Here is a 19957-nt window from a genome sequence, read left to right as displayed (position 1 = left end):
GCTCGTTGATATCAGGAACTCCCATGCCTATCGAACAGATGATGGCAGGCTCGACCTCGCCCCGAATTGCGTCCGATTATTATCCGGACAGGGCTGTTGAAGTTATTCGTCTTATAAACCCACCGGTCAATGCATTAAGTTCGGAAATTAAGATGCAATTGACTTCGGCGTTTGACAAGGCACTGAAAAATGAACAGGTCAGTGCCATTGTCATCACCGGCGATGGCAAACATTTTTGTGGCGGCGCCGATATCAAAGAGTTTGGCCAAGTTACTCGCCCCAGTCTCTCCGATCTGTGTGTACATCTCGAACAAAGCCATAAGCCGGTGATTGCCGCGATCAACGGCAGCTGCCTTGGCGGCGGGCTTGAACTCGCCCTCGCCTGTCATTATCGGCTGGCGGCGAACACGGCCAAACTAGGCTTGCCGGAAGTCGGCCTCGGGCTGATCCCCGGCGCTGGAGGCACCCAGCGAGCGCCGCGCCTGATGGGCTGCGCTGCAGCGCTGGAGTTGGTTCTCGGGGCCAAGCCGATCAGTGCCGAGGCGGCGCTGGCCAGCCAGTTGGTGGATCGCCTGGCAACCGAAGACGAGCTGCTTCAAACGGCATTGGAGGTGGCCCAGCGCTTGGCTGAACAGAACACCCCGCCGCGGCGCACCTGCGACATGCCCGGGCTTGCAGACCAGGCCCAGGCAAGACAAGCGCTCGAACGCGCGCGTACGGGCCTGGGTCGTGCCGAACAGCTGTTCGCACCGCACCGGGCTTTGGATGCATTTCAGGCGGCGATCGAGCTTGGCTTCGAAGACGGCCTGGCCATGGAAAAGCGTCTGTTCGAGCAATGTCGCCAGAGCCCTCAGCGTGCAGGCTTGGTCCACGCGTTCCTGGCCGAGCGAAAGGCCGCGAAAATACCCGAACTGACCCAAGCACAGGCACTGCCGATCAACGTCGTCGGTGTGATCGGCGCGGGCACCATGGGCATCGGAATCAGCCTGGCGCTGCTCGATGCCGGCTATCAGGTGATTCTCGTCGAGCGCGAGCAAGCGCCCCTGCAGCGCGGCGTGCAACGCATCCGTGAGACCTACGACAAGCAAGTTGCGAAGTGCAGAATCAGCGAGACCTGCAAGCAGCAACGCCTTGAACGCTTGACCGACACCGTCGAATTCAGCGCCCTGAAGTCCGCGAATCTGGTGATCGAGGCCGTATTCGAAGACCTCGCGGTCAAGCAGGAGTTGTTCGCCCTGCTCGGTGTGATCTGCACCGAGGACACGATCCTGGCTACCAACACCTCCTACTTGGACATCAACGAAATCGCCCGCGTGGTCATCAACCCGCAGCGGGTAATCGGCATCCATTTCTTCTCGCCGGCCAACATCATGAAACTGGTGGAAATCATCGTCGCCGACGACACCGCCGCTGCGACCACCAGCAGCGCTTTCGCGCTCGCCGCTCGGCTACGCAAGACGCCGGTACGCGCCCAGGTGTGCGACGGCTTCATCGGCAACCGAATGCTCGCAGTGTACCGCGAGGCCGCAGACCTGGCCGTGCTCGACGGCGCCTCCCCTTATCAGGTCGATCAGGCGCTGCGAGCGTTCGGCTTCGCCATGGGGCCATTCGAGGTGATGGACCTGGCCGGTGGCGACATCGCCTGGGCTACGCGCCAGCGTCGGGCCCCGCTGCGCGACCCACGTCTGCGCCAGTCGGGCGTATCGGATGCTCTGTGCAAGCGGGGCTGGTTCGGGCAGAAAACCGGCCGAGGTTATTACCTGCATGAGCCCGGTTCACCGGCGCGGCCCAATCCAGAAGTCGCGGCCATCATCGACCAGGTTCGTCAGGCGTGCGCGATAGAGCCGGTGGATTTTTCCGATGAAGACATCGCCGAGCGTTACCTGATGGCGATGATCAACGAAGGCGCCAACGTGCTCAACGAGCGCATCGCCCTGCGTCCTTCGGACATCGACGTGGTACTGGTCAACGGCTATGGCTTTCCACGCCACCTCGGCGGGCCGATGTACCACGCCGATCAGCTGGGGCTGGACACGGTACTGGGCAAGCTCAAGTGTTACGCCGAACGCGATCCGCTGTTCTGGCGCCCTTCCCCACTGCTGGTCGAACTGGTGGGCAGCGGGCGCACGTTCGAGGACCTGAACGCAGCCTGATGCCCAAAGACGCTCTACGGTTTACCCGCGGCCTGGTCTTGTTCTCGATCGCGATGGTGATATTCGGCGTCGCCCTGGCGCTGTACGTGCTGGTGTCACGCACCAGCTCGCCCCTTCGACTGTTCTGCGTCGAGGGGGAAATCCATGGCGGGATTGGTCCACCGCGCTCTTGGGCTTTCCAATCGCGCATGATATATGCGTAAATCCGCATATACGAATTAAAGAACATAGAGCCCCACCATGCCCCTCTCCCCTCCCGCTGTGTTCAAGTGCCTCGGTGATGAAACCCGGGCGCGGATCATGCTGATGCTGTTCGCCGAAGGCGAATTGTGCGTGTGCGAGCTGATCTGGGCACTCGATGACAACCAGCCGAAAGTCTCCCGCCACCTGGCCCAGCTTCGCGCCTGCGGACTGCTGGAGGATCGCCGTCAGGGCCAGTGGGTCTACTACCGGCTGCACCCGGAACTGCCCGAGTGGATCAGCAACGTGCTCCAGGCCACGCTCGAGGCACATCGCAATTGGGTGCACGGCGACCAAGCGCGCCTTGCTTCCATGGAAGGGCGCCCGGTGCGCCAGGTTTCGTGCTGCTGAGGTGCACCCATGCTTATTGCTGCTCTGATTTTCATCTTCACGCTCACCCTGGTCATCTGGCAGCCCAAGGGGCTCGGCGTGGGTTGGAGCGCTGCTGCCGGGGCGATCCTGGCGCTGCTCACTGGCGTGGTCAGCCTCGGCGATGCGCCTGTGGTCTGGCACATCGTGTGGAACGCCACAGCCACCTTCATCGCGGTCATCATCATCAGCCTGTTGCTCGATGAGGCCGGCTTCTTCGAGTGGGCGGCCTTGCATATGGCTCGCTGGGGGCGGGGCCACGGCGGGCGGCTGTTCGCCCTGATGGTGCTGCTCGGCGCTGCGGTATCGGCTCTATTCGCCAACGATGGTGCGGCGCTGATCCTCACGCCTATCGTCATCGCCATGCTCACCGCCCTGCGCTTCAGCCCTGCTGCTACCCTCGCCTTCGTCATGGCCGCCGGCTTCATCGCCGACACCGCCAGCCTGCCGATGGTCGTGTCCAACCTGGTGAACATCGTTTCCGCCGACTTCTTCGGGGTGGGCTTCGGCGAGTACGCCTCGGTGATGTGGCCGGTGAACTTGGTGAGCGTCGCGGCCACCCTGCTGATGCTCTGGCTGTTCTACAGGAAGGACATCCCCGCCCAATACAACCCGCACCAGTTGGCCGAACCCAAGCGCGCCATCCGCGACCCGGCCACCTTTCTTGCTGGCTGGTGGGTTCTGGCGCTGCTGCTGTTCGGGCTGTTCGCGCTGGAGCCCATGGGCATTCCCATCAGCGTGATCGCGGCGGTATGCGCGCTGATCCTGCTGGTGATCGCCGGGCGTGGACACGTCATTTCGACCCGCAAGGTCATCAAGCATGCGCCCTGGCAAGTGGTGGTGTTCTCCCTGGGCATGTACCTGGTGGTCTATGGCCTGCGCAATGCCGGGCTGACCGACGCCCTCACCGCCCTGCTCGATGTGTTCGCCGGGCAAGGCCTGTGGGCCGCCACCCTGGGCACGGGTTTCGCCGCGGCGCTGTTGTCCTCGGTGATGAACAACATGCCCAGCGTGCTCATCGGCGCGCTCTCGATCCAGGGCAGCGAAGCCACCGGTGTGGTCCATCAGGCGATGGTGTACGCCAACGTCATTGGCTGCGACCTGGGCCCGAAATTCACGCCGATCGGTAGCCTCGCCACCCTGTTGTGGCTGCACGTGCTGGCGCAGAAGAACATCCGCATCACCTGGGGTTACTACTTCAAGGTGGGCACCCTGCTGACCCTTCCGATCCTGCTCGTGACCCTGGCCGCCCTGGCCGTGCGTCTGAGCATCAGTGCCTAGGAGCCCTGCATGAAAGTCTTGTTCATGTGTACCGCCAACAGTTGCCGCAGCGTGCTCTCCGAGGGCCTGTTCAACCACCTCGCTCCTGCCGGCATGAGTGCGGTGAGCTCCGGCAGCTTCCCCAGCGGACGCCTGAATCCACGCGCCGTCAGCACGCTCAATGGCCTCGGCGTGGATACCTCGACGCTGTACAGCAAGGGGTCAGAGCACTTCCAGGACAACCCGCCGGACATCGTCATCACCGTGTGCGACAAGGCCAATGGCGAGCCTTGCCCAGTGTTCTTCGGGCCATCGGTGAAGAGCCACTGGGGCCTGTCCGATCCCTCGGAAGTGCAAGGCAGCGACGAGGAAATCCAGGCGGCCTTCGACGCCACCGTGGCCCATATCCGCAAGCGCTTCGCCGCTTTCTTCGCCCTCGACCACAGCGCGCTCAGCACCAGCGAACTCAAGCACGCGCTCGATCGAATTGGAGAACTCTGATGACCGATTTCACCCCCCAAGCGCCCCAGGACCTGCCAGGCCTGGACCTGGATCTGTTCGATGCGCCGAGCCTGGAAAAGCTCGCCCAGCACACCCCGCCGGCCCACAAACCACGGATCCTGCTGCTCTACGGATCGACCCGTGAGCGCTCGTTCAGCCGCCTGCTCACCCAGGAGGCAGCGCGTATCCTTGAGTTCATGGGTGCCGAGACGATCATCTTCGACCCCTCCGGCCTGCCGCTGCCCGATGACGCGCCGGTAGATCATCCGAAGGTGCAACAATTGCGCGACCTGGTGATGTGGTCCGAAGGCCAGGTGTGGTGTTCGCCGGAGCGCCATGGCGCGATGTCTGCGGTGTTCAAGGCGCAGATCGACTGGATCCCCTTGGCGCTGGGCGCGGTGCGCCCCTCCCAAGGCAAGACCCTGGCGGTGATGCAGGTGTGTGGCGGCTCGCAGTCGTTCAACACGGTCAACCAGCTGCGCGTGCTGGGCCGCTGGATGCGCATGGTCACGATCCCCAACCAGTCGTCGGTGCCCAAGGCATTCCTGGAGTTCGACGAGCACGGACGGATGAAGCCTTCGTCGTACTACGATCGGGTGGTCGACGTGATGGAGGAACTGATGAAGTTCACCCTGCTGGTACGGGGCCGCGAAGCGTACCTGGTGGACCGCTACTCGGAGCGCAAGGAAAGTGCCGAAGCGTTGTCGAAGCGGGTGAATCAGCGGTCGCTGTAGCCTGTAGGGGCGCCCAAGACCAACGTCCAAGACCGTTCACATTGTGATGAACCCGTAGGTCACACACATCCAAGCGAAGCCAACGAGTGCCAGCCATGCGGATATCTGTAAAACCAACTTAAGTTGTGCAGGGAAGCGTTGCAGTTCTGGACTTAGCGCCAAACCTGTGGGAGCGGGCTTGCCCACGAAGGGTCGCAAAGCGGCCCCAATTGCTTAGCTGGCGGGCATTAGGACAGACTCTGTTCATCAGTCAACGCCAAAGACCCCGCCTCTCTGAGATGTGCATCAACCAGAGGTCCATCCAGCCTTACGGAGCCCCCATGACCAGCATCCGAGTCGCGGCGCCCACGGACGCCGCCGCCATCCAGGCCATCTACGCCCCCGTGGTGCGGGATACGGCGATCTCCTTTGAACTGGAGCCGCCTTCGGTAGCGGAAATGGCCCGGCGTATCGAAGCCACATTGCCGTTGTATCCCTACTTGGTCGCGGAGCGGGATGGACTGGTGGTCGGCTATGCCTATGCCAGCCAACATCGTGCTAGGGAGGCTTACCAGTGGTCGGTGGATGTCACGGTGTATATCGCCGCCAACGCACAGCGCAGTGGCGTCGGCAGGGCGCTGTATCAACACCTGCTGGCGGTTCTGGAGCAGCAAGGTTTTCACGCTGCCCATGCGGGCATCGCGTTGCCCAACGAGGGTAGCGTGGGGCTGCATGAGGCGCTGGGGTTCATGCACATAGGGACATATCCGGAAGTCGGCTTCAAGCACGGGCGCTGGCATGACGTGGGATATTGGCGACGGGGGTTGAACCAGGCGATGCCGCCTCGCTCCATCGTGCCGTTCGGGCGGTTGGCTTCAGTTGATTGATTGCTTCCAGAGAGGCCGGGGCGCGGCAAGCGATTGGCGCAGGCCATAGGTCATGCGCCAATCCAGCAAGTGGCCCGAGAAGCACTTCCCAGGGCTTGTAACGAGGTCTGGGAAAGTAGACTTCAACCCACTACGGCAGGCTGATCCGATACTCAGCGAGCTTGGCCAGTTGCTTCTCCCGCACGAACTGCTTATCCACCCTCTGCGAGAATCGGGTGAAGTCAGCCTTGGCATCGTCCTTGGCCCCCAGATGGTCATAGGCGACACCACGGGCATAGTAAGCCCAGGCATAGTCAGGCTGGCGCAACAGGCCGGTACTGAAGGCCTCTGCGGCCTCTCGATACTGTCCCAGGTCGGTCAGCGCCAGCCCGAGGTGGTAGTAGGTCGGCATGTTGAAGCCGGACCCTTTGCCCGCCTCGCCCAAGCCATTGTCGAGGTTGTATTGCACCAATTGCAGGGCTTTTTCCGGTTTGCCTGCGTCGCGATACATGGCGCTCAGGTCGAGGTTCCCGCGGGGATCCGGCTTGCCCGATAGTTGCAGGGCTTGCTCCTGGGCTGCCACGGCTTCATCGAAGCGCTTGAGCTTGCTGTAGGCGTCAGCCTGCACCGCATAGACCACATGCTTCAGCGAAGCGGGCAGCGTATTTTTCTGCAGGCAAAGATCCCCCTCCTGCAACACCAGCGGGTAGTTGCCTGCTCTGGACGCCTTGAATTGCTTGGAGCAGTGAGCAAGATCGGCTTTTTGCGGATCCTGCAGGCCTGCACAGCCGGCGAGGATGACGGAACAGGTGATCAGTGTGGGCCAGCGAGTATTCACGGTAGTCATCCTTGTCAATCGAGCAGATGTGCGTTGAGGTCCGGGCGGTAGACCTGGAGCAGTGGCGCTGTCACCGTTCCTTGCAGCGAGCAGAACACAGTGGTGTGCCCGGCCAGCGGAGCGCTCTTGTCGCCGGCGTCGACGATCAACACGCGGTCCACGTATCCGAACGGTGTAGCGACCCCTGGGCCGGTCAGTCCTTCGGTGCGCCATTGGTCGATCGGGTCACCGACGCGGCGAATTTCTGCACGAATGAAGGTCTTCCCCTGACTGACGAATCGCTCGTTATCGACGATCAGCGGCTTGAGCTTTGCAGCCACCTCTTGTGGCGAGCCGTCGGCGACGAAGCCCCAGAACAGAAAATTACCCGCCCCCTGGATGGTCTGGGCCTGGTTGTAATAGCCGACCATGCGCACACCATTGACGGTCAATGGTGTTTCGAAGTGCTGGTAAGTGCCGCCTTCTTGCAGTGGGCTCATGATGATCGGCGCCTTGACAGAGCCATAGTCGCTCAGTCGCAAGGTACCTTCTGGCAGACGCACATCGCTCAAGCGCTGGAAGAACTGCGCATCGCAGCGCGAAAACGCTGTCATCAGCTGTTCGGGGGTGGTGACGGTCTGGGCTTGCACAGTGCAAGTAACGCCGGCGGCGAGCAAGGCAACGCCGGTGAAAAGAGAACGGAGCATCGAATTCATCCATGAAGAAGTAATGAGCCTCTTCGGCCGGTTGGCCAGAGACTTTAGCGATTCAGGCCCGCGAAGGCTAAAACCCCGCCCCCGATCAGTCAACCAAGGACGGGGTAACTGAAAACAGAGAAATCATGCACGTCACCCGTGAACCAGTATCGAGGCGCGCAGTCTTAGCCGGGCCCTTTAATCGGCACTTTCGCCGTCATTCAACCGAGCTGTCCGCCCCATGCGCCACGTCGCCTCGCGCCCTTCGTTCGTCTCGCTCTGCCTCGTTCCCGTAGTCACCCTGTTCGCCAACCTCGCCCATGCCAGCGGGGAACGGCAACTGGTGTCGGCCATCAACCACTACCGCGCCCAGCCACAACGCTGTGAGCACCGGGTAATACGGGTTTCGACGCCGCTGGCGCTGAAGTCGAGCCTGGCATTGCCGGTGCGCTACGACGGTGGTTTGCGCCAAGGCCTGAAGGCCGCCGGCTATCAAGCGGTAAAAGTACGGGCCATCCGCCTGATCGGCGCGCAAGATGCCGAAGAAGCCTTTGACATGCTGCAGAGCGACTACTGCTCCGCCTTGCTCGATAGCGAATTCGCCGATATCGGCGTCAGCCGCGCGCGCAACGAATGGCGCGTGGTACTGGCACGACCGGTGCTCGACGCGCACCTGGGCGATCAGCGCTCCACGGGCAGTACGTTATTGGCGCAGGTCAACGCGGCGCGGGCGCAACCGCGTCTGTGTGGTCGCCAGCGCTTTGCCGCAGCCCGCCCGCTGACCTGGAACAACGCCCTGGGTACGGCGGCCAAGCGCCACAGTCGGGCGATGGCCAACGACAACTTCTTCGCCCACCGCGACCCTGACGGTGACCTGCCGGCGGACCGGGCCTGGGACGCCGGCTACCGTGGACGTCAGGTCGGCGAGAACATCGCTGCCGGCCAGGGTTCGGCGAGCAAGGCGATGGCTGGTTGGCTGGCCAGTCCCGGGCATTGCGCCAACTTGATGAACCCGATGTTCACCCAAGTGGGCGCAGCCTTTGCCGAGAACGCGCGCAGCGACCGAGGTGTGTACTGGACGATGGTCTTCGGCGCGCCTTGAAGGGCCCGCTCGCCTTGACCGCCGAGACTGCAAAAACACACCGACAGCGCCGTTTTATGCAACGGGCGGCAGATGCCGATTCCATCTAAATGAGCGGAGCGGCTCGGAACTAAGCTTAGGGATGATGCTTATTTGCGAGGACACGATCATGGCCCACGTCGATTGGCGACTACGCGGCGAAGGCGTCGATCTTTGCAACTGCGACTACGGTTGCCCCTGCCAATTCAATGCCCTGCCCAGCCATGGCACCTGCGAAGCCGCGGTGGGCTATCACATCGAAGAAGGCCACTTCGCCGACGTCCCCCTGGCCGGATTGAATGTGGCCTGCACATTCTTCTGGCCCGGTCCCATCCACGAGGGTGGCGGGCAGTGCCAGGTCTTTATCGATGAACGCGCCAGCCCTGCTCAGCGCCAGGCACTGCTGACCATTCTCAGCGGCCAGGAGCAGGAGCCAACGGCTTTCTTCGCGATCTTCGCCAGCACCGTCGAAACCCTGCACGAACCGCAGTTCGTGCCGGTCGAGGTGCACACCGACCGCACCGCCCTGACTGCCAGCATCCGTGTACCCGGCGTGCTCGATGGCCGCGCCGAGCCGATCCGCAACCCCGTCGATGGGTCAGTACACCGGGCCAGGCTGGTGCTGCCCGATGGCTTCGAGTTCGGCGAAACCGACTGTGCCAGTGCCACGTTCAACTGCACGGGAGCGGTGAAGCTGGACTATGCCGGGCGCAACGCCATGCTCTACGTCCTGGACATGGGACCGAATGGCATCATCCGCGGCTAGGCGCGGGCCAGAATTCGGCGCGCTGCTGACCGGCGCGCTGATTCTGCTGCTCGGCGCCCTGGCCTGGTGGTGGCAGGCCGAACAGGCCAGCACCATGGCGGCCATGGGCGAGATGCACATGCCGCCTACCGCCTGGTGGTCGAGCCAAGGCGCACTGACCCTGCTGATGTGGCTGGTGATGATGCAGGCGATGATGCTGCCGGCTGCGCTGCCGGTGTTTCTGCTGTACCGCCGCTGCCTGCAGCGCGACGATGGGCGCGCCTTGAAACTGCTGCTGTTCTGCGCCACCTATGCGCTGGTCTGGGGCGGCTTCGCCGTGCTGATGACAGCGCTGCAGGCGTTGGGTGAATGGTTGGGCTGGCTCGATCCCATGAGCCTGCGCCTGCCGCCGCTGATCGGCGCGGTGGTGCTGCTGCTCGCCGGGGGGTACCAGATGAGTCAGGGCAAGGCCACGTGCATGGCGCATTGCCAGAGCCCACTGGGTTTCCTCCAGCACCATGCACGCCCCGGGCTAGGCGGCGCCTGCCGCCTGGGGCTGCATCATGGCTTGTACTGCGTGGGGTGCTGTTGGGCGTTGATGCTGGTGCTGTTGGTAGTTGGCGCGATGAGCCTCTGGGGTATGGCCGGGCTGGCATTGCTGGTGCTGGCGGAGAAGGTGCTGCCCTTGGGTGCAGGGTGGCGTCGGTGCAGTGGGGTGTTGCTTATCGTCGGCGGCATTATCCTGGGGAGCTGGGCGTTGGCCTGAACAGAGATGTCGCTGTTGCGTCCGCGCAGCGACACCTCACCAGCGCAACAACCGCGGCGCGAGCAGCGCTCCCACCGCGGTCGGAATCAGCATCCCCAGGACGTACCAGACACCCCAGAACGGCACTTCCATTTCCGGGCAATGCAGGCAGTAGGCGACGGTTGCCGTCGCCCCCGCCAGCAACCCTCCCGCTGCCCCGGCCTGGCGCAGACGGGTCGGCGCCAGGCCGCGCAGCGCCCAGAACACAGCGATGAAGGCCGGCACGCAGAGCAAGCCGATGTTCAACGCGCAGGTGCGCCAGGTGCGACCCAGGATCAACTCGGCCCGCGCGTCGGGCGCGACACCCGCCAGGCTCAAACCAGCCCCTAGCCAGACCAGAAGCAACGGCACACCCAACGCCCACCAGCCAGCTCCGCCGCCGTTGCCCGGCCGCGCGAGGCGCCGGGACAGCTGCAGCGCCAGCAACGCCAGGCTCGAGGGCAGCGCCAGCTTGGCCCAGAACAGCGGCGTGCGCGCCACTTCGGCCAAGTCGCTGCGCACGCCATACACCAACACCGTCAGCAACACCGCGCCGACAGCGCCGATCAACAGGGCCAGGCCAAAGCGCCGGGCCAGGCAATGCCGGTCCACCGGGCCTTCGCCGGCGGCCAGTAGAGAGATCAGCTCATCGGTCTTCATCGCTACGCCTACCTCCAATCATGCTCGCCAGGGCCTTCAGGCCCCGGTGTATACCCACCTTCACCGCCGAACTGGACAGCCCGGTCAGGCGAGCGGTCTCCTCCACCGACAGCCCATTGACCTTGACATGGACGATCGGCAGACGTTGGCGGTCGGGCAAGCGCTCCAGCAATCGGCCAAGGTCGCGGCTGGCCTCGCTCGGCGCCTCGTCGCCTGCGGCGAATAACTCGCTGTCGTCGCCCAGTGGGTCATGCAGCGCGTCGCGGCGGGCATATGCACGGAAGTGATCGGCCAGCTTGTAGCGAGCGATCGCCTGCACCCAGACCGTCAGCGGGCCGTGCTCGTCATAGGTGTGCCGAGCGTTGTGCACCGCCAGCAGCACCTCCTGCACCAGGTCTTCGATTTCATCCGGACGCTGGGCGAGACGACGCCTGAGAAAACCGCGCAGGTGCACAGCCAACGCCGCGAGGAAATCCTGGTATGCCTTGCTGTCACCGGCCAGCCCGCGCACCAGCAGCGCCTGCAGCTGGTGTTCGCGCGCGCTCAACGCCTGCTGAGTATTAGTTCGTTGCATTGGCGACCAAGGTTACACCCAGGGAGAGTCAGTTCGTCGGTTTTACAGTAGGGGCGCGTCAGAAAAATCTCAAAAATATTTTCAGTGCGCTGTAACCGGATCGAAGCCCCCCGCGAACTACTCCATGAGCCGCAGGTAAGCCACCTCGGCCACCCCACATTTTCGGAGGCTTCATCATGAAAACCCTGACTCTCGCCACCGCCGCCCTGGCCCTCGCTTCCCTGGCCAGCGTTACCCTGGCCGCAGAAACCGCCGCCCCTGCCGGGGGTGCCATGGAGAAGTGCTACGGCGTGGCCATGGCCGGCAAGAACGATTGCAAAGCCGGCGCCGGCACCACCTGCGCAGGCAGCTCGAAGAAAGACTACGACGGCGCAGCCTGGAAAAACGTCCCTGCCGGCACCTGCACCACCATCAAGACCCCGCACGGCATGGGCTCGCTGACCCCGATCAAGTCCTGATAAAGGCCTGCGACCATGACTACCGTGCAGCGGATGGGCGCCGGGCTTAGCCTGAAGGCCGAGCACTATGCCCAGGCCCTGGCCTGCAACGCCTCAGGGCTGTGGTTCGAGGTCCATCCGGAGAACTACATGGTCGGTGGCCCACGCCTGGACTGGCTGGAGCGGGTGGCCCAGCGCCATCCGCTGTCGCTGCACGGCGTGGCGCTCTCGCTGGCGGCGGATGCCGAGCCCGATGCGGCTCACCTGCGCCGCCTGCGGGCACTGGTCGAGCGTGTCGCACCGGCACTGGTGTCCGAGCACCTGGCCTGGTCGACCTGGCGCGGCCAGTACCACCCGGACCTGCTGCCCTTCCCGCGCAGCGATGAAGCCCTGGCGCGCATCGCCAGTAATGTCGCCCGCACCCAGGACGCTCTGGGGCGCACCATCGCCTTGGAAAACCCCAGCCACTACCTGCACCTGGACGGTCATGCCTGGGACGAGATCGACTTTCTTCATGAACTCACTCGCCGCACCGGTTGCAGCCTGCTGCTGGACGTCAACAACGTGTATGTCAGCGCCCACAACCTGGGCTTCGATGCGTTCGCCTACCTGGACCGCTTCCCGGCCTCTGCGATCAGCGAGATTCACCTGGCCGGGCATAGCGAAGACGTTCAAGGCGACCTGCTGATCGACTCGCACGACGCCAGTGTGGCGCAACCGGTGTGGGCGCTTTACCAGCATTTGATCCAGCGCATAGGACCACGCCCGACACTCATCGAGCGCGACGGCAACGTGCCGGATTTCGATAGGTTACTGGCCGAGCGCGATACGGCCCAGCGGATCCTCGACCAGGCCGGAGGCCAGCCATGAACCTCACCCTCGGGCAGTTCCAGGACGCGTTCATCGAGGCACTGTATCGGCGCCCGGCTCCGGCGCTGGCGGCGCTCACCGCCCAACCGGCGTTCGCCGTGTACCGCAATACCGTACTCAACGGCGCAGTCGAGGCACTGTGTGCCAACTATCCGAGCATCGAGCGCCTGGTCGGGCCCGACTGGATGCGCGCCGCAGCCACCCTGTACGCCGAACAATCGCCGCCCGACGACCCACGACTGCTCCTCTATGGCGCTGACTTCGCGACCTTCCTCGAAGCCGGCCAATCCGAACACGGGTTGCTCTACTTGGCCGCGGTCGCCCGCCTCGACCGTTGCTGGAACGAAGCCTTCAGTGCCACGCTGGAACCAGCGCTGACCCTGGCCGACCTCGCCGGCATGACCGCCGCCGATCTCACCCAGAGCCATCTGCAGCCACGCGCCAGCGTACGCTGGCACTGGTGCGCCGAACACCCGGCCTACAGCCTGTGGCGGCACAGCCGCGAGGGCCTCGACTGGCCGCAGGATCAGCCCTGGCAAGCCGAAGGCGCACTGTTCAGCGGCCACACCGAGGGCGTCGCTCACCACCCACTGGATATTGGCGGCTGCACCTTCCTTGACGCCTGCGCCACCGGCCACACCCTCGAGCAAGCCTCGGCCCTGGCCTTGCAGGCCCAGCCCAACCTTGATTTCAACGACCTGCTGGGCCGGCTGATGCAGGCTCAGGTCTTCCGTCCACTCACGTTCGCCTGAGGTGCCACCATGGATATCACCCACCACGACCTCCCCACCCACGGCCTTCGGCAACGCTGGAACCGCCTTGCCGAGCAGGTGCAGGCGTTATTGGTCGACAGCGTGCTGTGCCTGGTAGCGCGGCTGGGCATCGCGTCGATCTTCTTCCTGTCGGGCCGCACCAAGGTCGAAGGCTTGCTGACCCTGACCCCCAGTACCTACGACCTGTTCCAGAGCGAGTACGCCCTGCCCTGGGTGTCGCCCTATCTCGCCGCGCACATTGCGACCTATTCGGAGCACCTGTTTCCCCTGCTGTTGGTGCTCGGACTATTCACCCGGTTATCGGCATTGGCATTGCTGGGCATGACGTTGGTCATCGAGATCTTCGTCTACCCCGATGCCTGGCCAACCCATCTGTCGTGGGCCGGGTTGTTGTTGCTGTTGATTGCACGGGGGGCGGGGAAACTGTCGTTGGATTGGGCTTTGAAAATACGGTGAGGATCGGGGCTTGGGCAGCCACCGGAGGCTATCGTCCCACGACTGCCGGTGATGGATCTTTCCTTCACTCGGCAGCCAGATTCAGCCGCCCTATTACGGCACCTTCGCAATCACCTTGATCTCGAAATCGAAACCCGACAGCCAGGTCACGCCGACCGCAGTGACCGTCGGATAGGGAGCCTCGCCCCAATATTCGGCCGCCACCTCCCAGATGGTCTCGAACTTCGAATCGGGATCGACCATGAAGATGGTCGTGTCGACCACATCCTCGAAGCTGCTGCCGGCCTCGGCCAGGATCGCGTTGAGGTTGGCGAAGGCCAGGCGGACCTGAGTCGCCAGGTCGGGTTCTGCCGAGCCATCCTTGCGGCTACCGACCTGGCCGGACACGAACAGAAAGCCATTGGAGCGAATTGCCGGCGAGTAACGGTGAAGCTCGTACAGCGCGTGGCGGTCAGGGGGGAAAACGACATCGCGTTTGCTGGACATTGCAGACCTCATTCGGGGCCATCGCGGCCCGGTGATTACGGTGAAGTCACTATAGAAAGGCCCACCGCCGCGGATAAACGAGCAACGCTGGTCATGACTGTTTGTATAATCCAAACAATCCAGCCACGAATGAGCCGGGCAATGGACCGTTTCGATGCAATGCAGGCGTTCGCTCGGGTGGTGGAAACCGGCAGCTTCACCAAGGCGGCAACCACCCTGCACATGAGCAAGACCACCGTGACCCAGCTCGTCCAGCAACTGGAGGCGAGGCTGCGTGTGCGTCTGCTCAATCGCACCACCCGCAAGGTCAATGTCACCGCCGACGGCGCGGCCTACTACGAACGCGTCGTCCGCCTACTGGCCGACATCGACGATGCCGAAACCAGCCTGTCCAGCGCCTCGATGGCGCCCCGCGGGCGCCTGCGGGTAGATGTTCCCAGCCCGCTGGCGCGGATGCTGCTGATCCCTGCCCTACCGACGTTTTTCACCCGTTTCCCGGAGATTCAACTGACCGTGGGGGTGAGCGATCGCATCGTCGACATCATTGGGGAAAACATCGACTGCGTGGTGCGTGGCGGCGAGATCACCGACCAGTCCCTGGTGGCCAGGCACATCGGCGATCTGCAACTGGGCATGTATGCCACGCCCGGCTATGTGCAGCGCTTCGGTATGCCGACACATCCTCGCGAGCTGGAAGAGGAGCGGCACAAGACCATCGGTTTTCTCTGGTCACGTACAGGCAAAGCCCTGCCGTTCTCGATGCAGCGAGGTGAAGAGCGCATAGAGGCCCAGGGCCGCCCGCAACTCACGGTCGATGACGGCAATGCCTACCTGGCCGCCGGCTTGGCGGGATTGGGCATGCTCTGGCTACCGCAGTACATGGCCAAACCGCACCTGGCCAGTGGCGAGCTGCTGCCATTGTTCGAAGACTGGCAGATGCCGACCATGCCGATGTATTTGGCATTTCCGCCGAATCGCCATGTGAGCGCCAAGGTGCGGGTGTTTGTCGATTGGATGATCGAGTTGATGGCCGAACATGCGCCGCGGGTTGGCTGAAAGCGGTATAAAGAACACCGCTTTTTTTATTCATCGGTAAGCGAGGGACTATGAAGGAACATACTTACACCGTTGACGTAAGCTGGCAGGGAAATACCGGTGACGGGACGACCAGCTATACGGCCTACCAACGCGACTTCGTCATCGAAGCACCCGGCAAGGCCGCCATCCTCGGCTCCGCCGATCCCGCCTTTCGCGGCGACGCCCAACGCTGGAACCCGGAAGATCTGCTGCTCGCCTCGCTTTCTGCGTGTCACAAACTTTGGTATCTGCACGTCTGCGCGGTGAACAAGGTGAACGTGCTGGAGTATGTCGACCAGCCCGTTGCGTGGATGAGCGAAGGGAATGGCGAGCGCAAAGGGCATTTCCGCGAGGCCCAGCTGCGGCCGCAGGTGGTGATCAGCAAAGACTCAGATATCGATCTGGCCATGCGCCTGCATGACCAGGCCCATCACGAGTGCTTCATCGCCAACTCCGTCAACTTTCCGGTCGGATGCCAGGCGTCCATCAGGCATCAGGCCTGAGGTAGCTCCGGTCCGCCACTGCAATCGGAAGTCATGGGAGGGAGGGATTCGCCCCCTGACATCAATGCCCCATTCCTGGCAGCAGCAGGCTGATGCCCAGGCCTATCAAGGCGGACCCAATGACCTTGTCTATGACACGTTGTTTGGACAGCATCCGCTGACGCAGCGCTTCGGCTGAGAAAAATATCGCAACCAAGCTGAACCAAGCCCAGTGTGACACCGACATGAACAGACCATATGCAAAGTTGACAGCCAGTGAGTTGTCCGCCTGAACGACCTGACTGTAGGTGGCGATTACGAACAGCATGGTTTTAGGATTCAAGGCGTTGGTCAAAAAACCCATGGCAAACGCTTTGCCGGCTGAGGGGCGGGGACCGCCCGCTGTGCCAAACTGCAAGACGGCCTTACTACTGAGCGACTTGCATCCCAGATACACCAGATACGCGGCACCTAGCAGCTTCATCCCCGTGAACATTACAGGGGAATGGGTAATGACAATTGCGATGCCCAATACCGTGTAGAACACATGAACCTGTACACCGCATGCAATGCCAAGGGCAGCCAACAGTCCGCTGCGACGACCGTAGGCATAGCTGTTACGCGTCACCATCGCGAAATCCGGTCCAGGGCTGATAACGGCAAGGATCGTGATCACCGCCACCGCTATCAACTCATTCATCACCTGTATCCTCAGGCAGCGTGAATGACCATGCCGTTCTTTTGGCGATGATTTCGCACAGATAGCGCAAGCTGGGTTGACTGGCACCGTGCGCTTGCGGGGCCGACCTCCGCGGTCTGAGGACTAACTGATACATGGGTGCCATCCTTCCTGAACCTACTCACCATGAGCAATGTTGCAGTTGAAGCATGCCTTGTTGTTCACACCAGAAAAATCGATTTATAGTCCTCGAAATATGTGAGATTTCATCGCCTATGAAGCTTCCTGCCCTGACTGCCTTTCACTTTTTCACGGTTGCTGCGCGGACCCAGAGTTTCGTTCATGCCGCGCGCCAGCTCCATGTCACGCATGGCGCTGTCAGTCGGCAGGTAAGGCAATTGGAAGAGGCGATCGGCGTTGAATTGTTCGAGCGGCGCAACCGGGGCATTTTCCTCAATGACGCCGGAACGCTGCTGTATGAACTTACGGGTCCATTTTTCGAGCAACTCGAAGGTACAGTGGTGAAGCTTCAGCGTGAATCGCGGAAAGAAACCATCGTGGTCTCGTGTGAGCCGACGATCGCGATGAAATGGCTCATACCTCGCCTGCCTGAGTTCCACGCCGCTCACCCCACTCTACAGCTACAGCTGCTTGCAGCCGGTGGCCCTATCGACTTTCTTCGCTCAGGCGCAGACGTGGCCGTTAGGCGGGACGACTTTTATTGGGGCGACTCGATACAAGCGCAAACCCTCTGTGAAGAGTGGATCGGGCCGGTCTGTACGCCGTCCTGCTGGGAGGAACATCAGCAGCTTGACGGAATTCCCCTGTTGCGCAGCAAGACCCGGCCCCAAGCTTGGGAGGATTGGATGCGTTTGCGTGGCGCTTCGGCAGGTAGTTCGATGAAGGTCGAATACGAGCACTTCTATCTCTGCATCCAGGCCGCCGCCGCTGGGCTGGGGGCAAGTATGGCTTCCGTGCTGATGGTCCAGGATGAGCTTCGGACCGGCCAGTTGGTCGCGCCGTTCGGGTTTACCCGCGACGGCTCGCGATACTGCCTGTTGACGCCCAAGCCTTTGCATGAGAGCGCTAAATGCAGGGCATTTCTGGACTGGATCACTGACCAGATGCGTACCGGCATTCGTGATATCCAATGCACCTTGGAGTGATCTGGAAGTCGGCCGCACCCCAGAAGTATTAGTCATCTAAGATCCTGAGCAGCAGTTCTTGGCCGCCTTGGAAAATCTTCGGCTGGTCTTGGACGCTGGTGGCTGCACCTTTGAAGACGTCATCGACCTGACCACTTATCACGTCGATATGTCCCGCCACATGGCAGTGTTTAGACGGGTGAAGGATCAAGTCTTTCCCAGGTGCACCTGTGCCTGGACCTGCATCGGGGTCAGTGAATTGGCGCGACCTGGGCTGCTGGTAGAAATCAAATGCACCGCCGTGGAACGCCCCTCTCCGGAGACCGGCACGTAGGTGGCTTCATGCCTGGGCAGCGACACCGGCTTTGCTCTGGAACATCGCCGTATCGGCCTTGAAAATCAGGTCGTCGAGGTGTTCACCATCTTCCGGATACCAGGCCAACCCTAGACTGGCGCTGACGTTGATCTCGCTGTTCTTCCAAGGAATGGGCCGGGCAACGGCCTTGCAGATCTCTTGAGTGATGCGCTGGATTTCGCTTCTGCAATGCGCGCTGCCGAGCAGCAAGACAAACTCGTCACCGCCCATGCGCGCGGCGATTTCGAAGTCGCGAATATGGGCTTTGATCGCCGAAGCTACATGGATCAGGATGGCATCGCCTGCCTGATGGCCGAAACAGTCATTGATCTGCTTGAAGTTGTTCAGATCGATATAACACAGCGCCAGATGCTCTCCCCGGCCCTTGGCATCGAGCAGTTTCTGACTGGCGAAAGGAATGAAACTGTTGCGATTGGGTAAACCTGTCAGGCTGTCATAGAAGGCCAGCTTGTGGACTTCTTCTTCGGCGAGCTTGCGTAATTTGATCTCTTTGCGCAAATGGCGCTGAGTGTTCAACAACACCAGCGTGAACAGCAAAACCAGCGCGCAACCGATACTGATCAGCAGGATCGTCTTGCGCAGCCGCTCGACGAGCTGAGGCGGATTGGGATCATAGATGAAGTTCTCCAGACCTTTGATATCGCTGACCATGCCCAGCTCGAGGAAGGTTTCCGCCATCCGTTGCCAGCGCCCTGGATTCATATGGCCGATCTCGATCAGGTCGGATACCACCAGTGGACGCATCGCGTTAGCTTCGAACTCCAGATGGGCCCGGCTTTTCTTCACTGCATACTGATCGAGCAGCAGGTCTATGACCTGGTCGGGGTTATCCATCGCGTAGCGCCAGCCGCGCAACGTGGCGCGGCGGAAGGCCTCGACCCGCTGCGGATGTTCGTCGATCTCGGCCTGGGTGGTGAACAGGACGTCGCTGTAGAAATCGATCCCATAGGTGGCGGGCGAGATAACGTTGTATTCCACGCCGCGCTGTTGCAGGTGGAAAGGCTCGTTGGTCAGGTACGAGTTGAACGCCGCCACTTTGCCGTTGGCCAAGTCGTCGACTTGAAAACTGCTGGGTAGCAGGTTCAGTTTCTCAGGAGCGATACCCTCGCTGCGGAACATCGCGAGAAAATCGGCATCGGTCTGTGCATCCATCAGCATGACCGGCTTGCCGACCAAGTCGTGCACGGTGCGAACACCCTGGTCGATACGCGCCAGGAGCACGGAGGGGGAATGCTGGAAAATCACCGCCAGCGCGACCAACGGCTTTCCGTTCAGGCGTGCGTAGAGCAGTTCGCTGTTGGCTTCGCCGTATTGCGCACGCCCAGCGAGCACTTCCTGGACCGGCGTAACGTTGGGGCCACCCTCGTGCAAGCGCACATCCAAGCCTTCCTCCCGGTAATAGCCTTGGGCGATGGCAGCGTAGTAACCCGCGAACTGGAACTGGTGCATCCAACGTAGCTGTACATCAATGACCTGTAAGGCGCCATCGGACTGGTTGGCCGGGCTCGCCCACGCAGCTTGAACCGAGAACAGCCCGAAATACAGCAATCGACGCAGCCGAACCCACAGAAGTCTCTCCGGCGGGCTTTGCGTGCTAGAAGAGCAACAGAGGCTGCGCATAATGATAGTCCCTGAATCGCGCTTATCGTTTTAGTGCGCAAGGCGTGCGACGGCATTGT

General features: G+C 62.1%; 23 protein-coding genes and 1 pseudogene. 17 read left to right on the top strand and 7 right to left on the bottom strand.

The window, feature by feature from the left end:
- The first annotated feature begins 23 nt into the window (after window positions 1-23).
- The 6 genes from E2H86_RS16300 to E2H86_RS16275 all read left to right on the top strand — a co-directional run bounded on the left by E2H86_RS16300 (window position 24) and on the right by E2H86_RS16275 (window position 6123).
- Window positions 24-2153, top strand: a complete 2130-nt coding sequence (locus E2H86_RS16300; protein WP_306767651.1) for a 3-hydroxyacyl-CoA dehydrogenase NAD-binding domain-containing protein — start codon at window positions 24-26, stop codon at window positions 2151-2153.
- 240 nt (window positions 2154-2393) lie between these two features.
- Window positions 2394-2744 (top strand): metalloregulator ArsR/SmtB family transcription factor, encoded by a 351-nt coding sequence (locus E2H86_RS16295; protein WP_133329622.1) that lies wholly within the window; start codon window positions 2394-2396, stop codon window positions 2742-2744.
- A 9-nt stretch (window positions 2745-2753) separates the two neighbouring features.
- The gene (locus tag E2H86_RS16290) at window positions 2754-4043 is read left to right on the top strand and encodes an arsenic transporter (RefSeq protein WP_133329620.1); all 1290 of its coding nucleotides are present in this window, start codon (window positions 2754-2756) and stop codon (window positions 4041-4043) included.
- A 9-nt stretch (window positions 4044-4052) separates the two neighbouring features.
- The gene (locus E2H86_RS16285) at window positions 4053-4523 is read left to right on the top strand and encodes an arsenate reductase ArsC (protein ID WP_133329618.1); all 471 of its coding nucleotides are present in this window, start codon (window positions 4053-4055) and stop codon (window positions 4521-4523) included.
- Window positions 4523-5257, top strand: a complete 735-nt coding sequence (arsH, locus tag E2H86_RS16280; protein ID WP_133329616.1) for an arsenical resistance protein ArsH — start codon at window positions 4523-4525, stop codon at window positions 5255-5257. The genes E2H86_RS16285 and arsH overlap by 1 nt, the downstream gene beginning before the upstream one ends.
- Window positions 5258-5577: 320 nt before the next feature.
- The gene (locus E2H86_RS16275; protein WP_133329614.1) at window positions 5578-6123 is read left to right on the top strand and encodes an arsinothricin resistance N-acetyltransferase ArsN1 family B; all 546 of its coding nucleotides are present in this window, start codon (window positions 5578-5580) and stop codon (window positions 6121-6123) included.
- A 130-nt stretch (window positions 6124-6253) separates the two neighbouring features.
- Here the strand turns inward: E2H86_RS16275 and E2H86_RS16270 are convergent, their stop codons facing one another.
- Complete coding sequence (locus E2H86_RS16270; protein ID WP_133329612.1) at window positions 6254-6949, bottom strand: tetratricopeptide repeat protein; 696 nt, start codon at window positions 6947-6949, stop codon at window positions 6254-6256.
- Between the two features lie 5 nt (window positions 6950-6954).
- Window positions 6955-7626, bottom strand: coding sequence for a hypothetical protein (locus tag E2H86_RS16265; RefSeq protein WP_243744072.1), 672 nt, complete (start codon window positions 7624-7626; stop codon window positions 6955-6957).
- 229 nt (window positions 7627-7855) lie between these two features.
- On the opposite strand from E2H86_RS16265, the gene E2H86_RS16260 reads away from it, so the two are divergent.
- The 3 genes from E2H86_RS16260 to E2H86_RS16250 all read left to right on the top strand — a co-directional run bounded on the left by E2H86_RS16260 (window position 7856) and on the right by E2H86_RS16250 (window position 10245).
- Entirely contained in the window at window positions 7856-8716 is an 861-nt protein-coding gene (locus E2H86_RS16260) for a CAP domain-containing protein (protein ID WP_133329608.1), read from the top strand.
- A gap of 148 nt (window positions 8717-8864) precedes the next feature.
- Window positions 8865-9500, top strand: a complete 636-nt coding sequence (locus E2H86_RS16255; protein WP_133329606.1) for a DUF1326 domain-containing protein — start codon at window positions 8865-8867, stop codon at window positions 9498-9500.
- The gene (locus E2H86_RS16250; protein WP_133329604.1) at window positions 9481-10245 is read left to right on the top strand and encodes a DUF2182 domain-containing protein; all 765 of its coding nucleotides are present in this window, start codon (window positions 9481-9483) and stop codon (window positions 10243-10245) included. Before E2H86_RS16255 ends, E2H86_RS16250 begins: the two co-directional genes overlap by 20 nt.
- A 36-nt stretch (window positions 10246-10281) precedes the next feature.
- Here the strand turns inward: E2H86_RS16250 and E2H86_RS16245 are convergent, their stop codons facing one another.
- Window positions 10282-10923: a DUF1109 domain-containing protein gene (locus E2H86_RS16245; RefSeq protein WP_133329602.1), complete on the bottom strand. Its 642-nt coding sequence runs from the start codon at window positions 10921-10923 to the stop codon at window positions 10282-10284.
- The gene (locus E2H86_RS16240) at window positions 10910-11497 is read right to left on the bottom strand and encodes a sigma-70 family RNA polymerase sigma factor (protein WP_133329600.1); all 588 of its coding nucleotides are present in this window, start codon (window positions 11495-11497) and stop codon (window positions 10910-10912) included. The genes E2H86_RS16245 and E2H86_RS16240 overlap by 14 nt, the downstream gene beginning before the upstream one ends.
- 176 nt (window positions 11498-11673) lie before the next feature.
- Between E2H86_RS16240 and E2H86_RS16235 the strand changes: the two genes are divergently transcribed.
- From E2H86_RS16235 to E2H86_RS16220, 4 genes are read left to right on the top strand one after another with little or no spacing between them, the layout of a single operon-like run.
- A complete protein-coding gene (locus E2H86_RS16235; protein ID WP_133329598.1) occupies window positions 11674-11955 on the top strand; it encodes a BufA1 family periplasmic bufferin-type metallophore in 282 nt (93 codons plus the stop codon).
- 15 nt (window positions 11956-11970) lie between these two features.
- The gene (bufB, locus tag E2H86_RS16230) at window positions 11971-12804 is read left to right on the top strand and encodes an MNIO family bufferin maturase (RefSeq protein ID WP_427593094.1); all 834 of its coding nucleotides are present in this window, start codon (window positions 11971-11973) and stop codon (window positions 12802-12804) included.
- Window positions 12801-13556: an HvfC/BufC N-terminal domain-containing protein gene (locus tag E2H86_RS16225; protein WP_133329596.1), complete on the top strand. Its 756-nt coding sequence runs from the start codon at window positions 12801-12803 to the stop codon at window positions 13554-13556. The genes bufB and E2H86_RS16225 overlap by 4 nt, the downstream gene beginning before the upstream one ends.
- A gap of 9 nt (window positions 13557-13565) precedes the next feature.
- Window positions 13566-14033 (top strand): DoxX family protein, encoded by a 468-nt coding sequence (locus E2H86_RS16220; protein ID WP_133329594.1) that lies wholly within the window; start codon window positions 13566-13568, stop codon window positions 14031-14033.
- 93 nt (window positions 14034-14126) lie between these two features.
- On the opposite strand, the gene E2H86_RS16215 is transcribed toward E2H86_RS16220, so the two are convergent.
- Window positions 14127-14519, bottom strand: coding sequence for a RidA family protein (locus tag E2H86_RS16215; RefSeq protein WP_133329592.1), 393 nt, complete (start codon window positions 14517-14519; stop codon window positions 14127-14129).
- 141 nt (window positions 14520-14660) lie between these two features.
- Between E2H86_RS16215 and E2H86_RS16210 the strand changes: the two genes are divergently transcribed.
- Together E2H86_RS16210 and E2H86_RS16205 are read left to right on the top strand one after the other, a co-directional pair.
- The gene (locus E2H86_RS16210; protein ID WP_133329590.1) at window positions 14661-15575 is read left to right on the top strand and encodes a LysR family transcriptional regulator; all 915 of its coding nucleotides are present in this window, start codon (window positions 14661-14663) and stop codon (window positions 15573-15575) included.
- A gap of 50 nt (window positions 15576-15625) precedes the next feature.
- Window positions 15626-16099 (top strand): OsmC family protein, encoded by a 474-nt coding sequence (locus tag E2H86_RS16205; protein ID WP_133329588.1) that lies wholly within the window; start codon window positions 15626-15628, stop codon window positions 16097-16099.
- Between the two features lie 61 nt (window positions 16100-16160).
- On the opposite strand, the gene E2H86_RS16200 is transcribed toward E2H86_RS16205, so the two are convergent.
- Complete coding sequence (locus tag E2H86_RS16200; RefSeq protein ID WP_133329586.1) at window positions 16161-16778, bottom strand: LysE family translocator; 618 nt, start codon at window positions 16776-16778, stop codon at window positions 16161-16163.
- 254 nt (window positions 16779-17032) lie between these two features.
- Here E2H86_RS16200 and E2H86_RS16195 point away from each other — a divergent pair, with 254 nt between their 5' ends.
- Window positions 17033-17923: a LysR substrate-binding domain-containing protein gene (locus tag E2H86_RS16195; protein WP_133329584.1), complete on the top strand. Its 891-nt coding sequence runs from the start codon at window positions 17033-17035 to the stop codon at window positions 17921-17923.
- A 4-nt stretch (window positions 17924-17927) separates the two neighbouring features.
- Window positions 17928-18236 (top strand): annotated as a pseudogene (locus E2H86_RS16190) (RidA family protein); the annotation flags it as partial.
- A 6-nt stretch (window positions 18237-18242) separates the two neighbouring features.
- Here E2H86_RS16190 and E2H86_RS16185 read toward each other — a convergent pair.
- On the bottom strand, window positions 18243-19826 hold the full coding sequence (locus E2H86_RS16185; RefSeq protein WP_243744071.1) for a GGDEF domain-containing protein: 1584 nt from the start codon (window positions 19824-19826) through the stop codon (window positions 18243-18245).
- Window positions 19827-19957: the final 131 nt, after the last annotated feature.

The sequence above is a fragment of the Pseudomonas putida genome, assembly GCF_004357765.1.
Lineage (GTDB): Bacteria > Pseudomonadota > Gammaproteobacteria > Pseudomonadales > Pseudomonadaceae > Aquipseudomonas > Aquipseudomonas putida_U.
This window is presented reverse-complemented; position numbering and strand designations above follow the sequence as displayed.